Below are 5346 nucleotides of genomic sequence, written 5' to 3'. Positions count from 1 at the left end.
CCTGAGAAGGCCCACTCGGCGCCGTCAAACCATTACTCGCCCCGTCCTGATTGACCGCCGACCCCCGCACCACCCCCAACACCCGATGACCATTGACCCGCGCATCAGCCAACCGCTCCAGCAACAACACCCCGACACCCTCAGAAAACACCGTCCCATCAGCATCATCAGAAAACGCCTTACACCGCCCATCAGCAGCGAGCCCCTGCTGCCGACTGAAGTCGACCATCAGCTCGGGCGTGGGCATCACGGTCACGCCGCCCGCGAGCGCCAGCTTGCTCTCCCCGCTGCGCAGCGACTGGCACGCCAGATGGACGGCCACCAGCGAGGACGAGCACGCGGTGTCCACCGTCACCGCCGGCCCCTCCAACCCCAGCACATACGCCACCCGGCCAGAGATCACAGAGCTCGTGTTACCGGTCTGCACATACCCTTCCGCCCCCTCGGGGAAGGGCCCCATGCCGGCGACGTATCCGGTCTGCGTCCCACCGATGAAGACCCCCGTGGGCGTACCACGCAAACTGCCGGGGGCGATCCCGGCCCGTTCCAGAACCTCCCACGAGACCTCAAGCACCAGCCGCTGCTGCGGATCCATCACCAGAGCCTCGCGCGGACTGATCCCGAAGAACTGCGCGTCGAAGTCGCCGGCTCCTTCGAGGAAACCGCCTTCGCGCACGTAGGTGGTTCCGCTGCTGGTGAAGTCCGGGTCGTAGAGCGCGTCCATGTCCCAGCCCCGGTCTTCGGGAAACGCCGAGATCCCCGAACGCGACTCCACCACCATGTTCCACAGGTCTTCCGGAGATTCCACTCCCCCGGGGTAACGGCAGGCCATGCCCACGATCGCGATCGGCTCGCGGTCCTTCGCCTCGACCTCGCGCAGGCGCCGGCGAGTCCGCTGAAGGTCGGCGCTGGCGCGCTTGAGGTATTCGCGGAACTTGTCGTCAGCAGCCATGGAACGTCGACCAGCCCTTCACGTAGGGGGGTGGGACTCGGAAAAGCAAAAGGCATGGCCTCTCTGGATCGTGGTGCGCCCTGCGGCGCATGTTCGATCGAGGGGCCAAGGGGGTCACCTCACGAAGCGGGTCTCCCTGTCGCCCTGGTTCAGGCCACAAGGATCGACAGGAGACCGAACCGTCGTACATCCGAGCAAGCGGAAACCGTCGCCTCAGTGAGTGGGGTGACTGTGACGCTCATTCAGTTCCTTCCGGCTCGCGCGGTGATCAGCACCTCGAGCAACCCACCGGAGCTTCATCGACTCTGACGAGACAGTAATCAGCCGTATAGAAGTCACCGACCCCTAGCTCACCCTTAACTCCCCCTGCGAGCGTTCGTCCGTCGCTCCGCGGAGTTTTCTCAGGTGATGGAACGCCCTGATGATGCATCGGGGCATCCGAGCGTTCCGGCAGTCATGGAATGAAGCCGGGTAAGGCCGAGCCGTTCCCAGAACGCCCACCCTCGGAAACAGGGCGTCACCGGGCTGCCGCGGCAGCGGAATCCCGCAGCCAGGAACAAGCTGTTCGGGGCAATGGATGCATACCGAAATGAAGACCGATGTGATCGGACGTCATAGGGGAAAGACACGGGCCGCCTAGGGGGTCCGCCTTCGAGCGGCCTTCGCCTAGCGTCGTCAAGGTCGCTCACATGGACTGTGGTCAACCCATCGAATGGTGCCGCGACGAACGGCCTGTGGCGTGCGACGCCGTCTCCGCACCGACCGTGACGAGGTGGTTGGCTTGGCCCTGTCCCCCAGCGCCAGGGGCACCGTGCCGTTCGGCGATCACGTGACCTGGTACCGCGTGACCGGCGCCCTAGGGCAGGGGAAACCGGCTGTCGTGACCCTGCACGGAGGACCCGGCGGCACCCACGACTACCTGCTCCCGTTGGCGGAACTCGCCGGCGCGGGATGGCCGGTGATCCACTACGACCAGCTCGGCAACGGCGGTTCCACCCATGTCGACGACGCGGACCCCGGGTTCTGGACCCCGGAGCTTTTCGACGACGAGTTGGGCAATCTGCTGGACCGCCTCGGAATCGCCGACAACTATGTACTGTTCGGGCATTCCTGGGGCGGGCTGCTGGCTGTGCGGCACGCGTCCCACCACCCATCTGGGCTACGCGGGCTGATCATCGCGAACTCGCCGGCTTCGTATCCGGAATGGCGCAAGGAACTGAAGATCCTGCGCGACCTCCTGCCGGTCGAGGTGAACGACGTCCTGCTCGCCCACGAGGCGGCCGGGACGACCGACTCCCGCGAGTACTACGAAGCGATGATGGTCTTCTACAACCGGCATGTGCTCCGAATACGACCGTGGCCCAACGAGTTCATGGCGACGTTCATGGACACGCTCAGCAACCCGACCGTCTACCACACCATGAACGGGCCGTGCGAGTTCCATGTGACCGGCACGTTGAAGGACTGGAGCACCATAGACCTGCTGGCCGACATCTCCGTGCCCACTCTGGTGCTTTCGGGCCGGCACGACGAGGTCACCCCGGAATCGGTACGGCCATTTCTCGACCTCATTCCCGAGAGCCGCGAAGTGGTCTTCGAGAACTCCAGTCACTCGCCGCACCTGGAGGAGCCGGAGCGTTTCCGGAAGGTCGTGCTCGATTTCCTGGCGACCCTGGCATGAGCTGACGCCATGCCCTCGACCCGACCGCTCCCCTGCGAGTAGCCACGCATGCCAACCCCAGGCCCGTACATGGAGAACTTCAGGGCCGAAGGTCTCCTCAGGCAGAAAGAGAAGCCGTGAACCTGAAGAGCGACGCCGACCTCGTCGAGCGTTACGGCTCACCGCTGTACGTCTACGACCTGGACCGTGCTGTTGCGGCACGTGACGACCTGCTCGCCTCCCTGCCCGAGGGAACGATCGTCTACTTCTCGTTCAAGGCGAACCCCCATCCGGGAATCGCCGAGGCCTTGCGTAGGGGGGCCGATTCCTCGTGCAAGGCTGAGATCAGCTCCGCAGGCGAGCTGGTGGCGGCCTTGACCGCGGGATTCGATCCGCTCGACATCCTCTACACCGGGCCCGGCAAGACGTCGGATGAGGTGGAGGCGGCCGTCGAGGCAGGTGTCCGCGTCTTCTCCGTCGAGTCGGTCGGCGACCTGCGGCGTGTCGGACGCGCCGCGCTGCACCAGGGCGCGACCGCGTCCTGCCTCCTGCGGGTGAACAGCTCCGGGCCCGGCGCCACCACCAGCATCCGCATGACGGGCATGCCCTCCCAGTTCGGTTTCGACAGCGAGACGCTGCCCGATCTCATGCCCGAGCTCCGGTCCGTCCCCGGCACTCGTCTGTCGGGGATGCACCTGTTCTCGCTCAGCAACGCGAAGGACGAGGACTCTCTCATCGCGGAGCTGACGCACACGATCACCTCGGCCGCCAAGGTGCGCGACTCGACCGGCCTCGTCCCGGAACTGCTGGACCTCGGCGGCGGCTTCGCCTCCCCCTACCTCACGCCCGGCAAACGTCCCCTGTACGGGGGGCTCCGCGCCGCGCTGGAGGAGATCCTCGACTCGCACTTCCCCTCCTGGCGGCAGGGCAGCCCGCGCATCGCCGCCGAATCGGGACGGTATCTCGTCGGTGACTGCGGACGGTTGCTCTGCACCGTCACCAACGTCAAGGAGAGCCGCGGCATCCGGTTCGTCATCCTGGACGCCGGGATCAACGTGCTGGGAGGCATGTCCGGACTCGGACGTCTGCTGCCGGTCTCCGTCGCGCTCGATGGCGACGAGAACGGCCGCGGCTCCGCCGTCGCGAACCTGGTCGGCCCGCTCTGCACCCCGGGCGACATCCTCGGCCGCAACGTCGCCGTCCCCGACCTGCGGCCGGGCGATCTGGTGACCATTCCGAACGCCGGAGCCTACGGCATGACGGCCAGCCTGGTCATGTTCCTGGGGCGTCCGGCGCCAATGGAGATCACCATGCGCCACGACGAGGTCGTCTCCGCGTCCCGCGTGATCTTCACCCGCATGCAGACCTAGCGCCTCAGCGCCTCCCTGCCTCCGGCAGGACCTCGCCGTCCCCGATGTCGGCTGCTCTATCCGAATGCAGAGGCAGAACCACCGCCGTTCGTAGGGAGAGTCAACGATGAGCCCGTCCGATCACAGTGCGTCCGACGCCAGCGGCACCCCGGCCACCGGTGCCAGGCTGGCGACGAGCTTCACGCTCCAACTGGCCGACCTCTCCATGGCGAGACGCCGAGCCGTCCTCATCGAATTGGTGAGCCGTACGACGCTGGACGTGATGAGCGCCATCATGCCCGGAGCGCTGGAGACGATCTCCCCCGAGCAGAGCTTCAAGGACATGGGGCTCGATTCTCTCGGCGCGGTGGACCTGCACGACCGGCTCGTCGCCGAGCTCGGCATCGAGCTGCCGATCGGCATCGCGTTCGACCGTCCCACGCCGTCCGCCCTGGTCGACTACCTCGTCACCGAGGCGCTCGGGCTCGGCGAGACGTCGGCCGTCGAGATCACACCCGCCATCTTCGGTGACGAACCGATCGCGATCGTGGGCATGGCCTGCCGCTACCCCGGTGGGATCGCCAGCCCTGAGGAGTTGTGGGAGCTGGTCCGCGACGGCCGGGAGACCGTGTCGGAGTTCCCGACCGATCGAGGATGGGATCTCGACCGGCTCTTCGACGACGACCCCGATGCCGGGAACACCACCTATGCGCGCGTGGGCCACTTCCTGCACGACGCCGCGGAGTTCGACGCGGAGTTCTTCGGGATCAGTCCGCGCGAGGCCCTGGCGATGGACCCGCAGCAGCGGCTGGTGCTCGAAACCTGCTGGGAGGCCATCGAGCGGGCGGGCATCGACGCGCACACACTCCGTAAAAGCCTCACCGGGGTCTTCATCGGGGCCGAACCGCAGGACTACGGCCCTCGGCTGCACCAGGCGCCCGCCGACGTCGAGGCACACCTTGTCACCGGTGCGGCGCCGAGCGTGGTCTCTGGGCGGGTGGCTTATGTGCTGGGGTTGGAGGGGCCGGCGGTGACGGTGGACACCGCGTGCTCGTCCTCGCTGGTGGCCGTCCATCTGGCGTGCCAGTCGCTGCGCAGCGGGGAGAGCAAGCTGGCGCTCGCGGGTGGCGTGACGGTGATGTCCACTCCTGGAACGCACACAGCCTTCAGCCGGCAACGCGTCATCGCTGCTGATGGGCGGTGTAAGGCGTTTTCTGATGATGCTGATGGGACGGTGTTCTCTGAGGGTGTCGGGGTGTTGTTGCTGGAGCGGTTGGCTGATGCGCGGGCCAATGGTCATCGGGTGTTGGGGGTGGTGCGGGGGTCGGCGGTCAATCAGGACGGGGCGAGTAATGGTTTGACGGCGCCGAGTGGGCCTTCTCAGG

Annotated in this window: 4 protein-coding genes; 3 read left to right on the top strand and 1 reads right to left on the bottom strand. The window is 66.6% G+C overall.

The window, feature by feature from the left end:
- Nucleotides 1-952 (bottom strand): beta-ketoacyl synthase N-terminal-like domain-containing protein (locus tag ACWCSU_RS52630; protein ID WP_449945185.1); only part of this gene is annotated, 952 nt, incomplete at its 3' end.
- 781 nt (nucleotides 953-1733) lie between these two features.
- On the opposite strand from ACWCSU_RS52630, the gene ACWCSU_RS52625 reads away from it, so the two are divergent.
- From ACWCSU_RS52625 to ACWCSU_RS52615, 3 genes are all read left to right on the top strand, one after another.
- Complete coding sequence (locus ACWCSU_RS52625) at nucleotides 1734-2633, top strand: proline iminopeptidase-family hydrolase (RefSeq protein WP_449945182.1); 900 nt, start codon at nucleotides 1734-1736, stop codon at nucleotides 2631-2633.
- Nucleotides 2634-2749: 116 nt separating this feature from the next.
- Nucleotides 2750-3982 (top strand): type III PLP-dependent enzyme, encoded by a 1233-nt coding sequence (locus ACWCSU_RS52620; RefSeq protein WP_449945180.1) that lies wholly within the window; start codon nucleotides 2750-2752, stop codon nucleotides 3980-3982.
- Nucleotides 3983-4088: 106 nt separating this feature from the next.
- A partial coding sequence (locus ACWCSU_RS52615) for a beta-ketoacyl synthase N-terminal-like domain-containing protein (RefSeq protein ID WP_449945178.1) occupies nucleotides 4089-5346 on the top strand: 1258 nt, incomplete at its 3' end.

Source organism: Nonomuraea sp. NPDC001699, assembly GCF_053596455.1.
The sequence above is the reverse complement of the archived record's forward strand: the minus strand, read 5'-3'. Positions and strand labels throughout refer to the sequence as shown.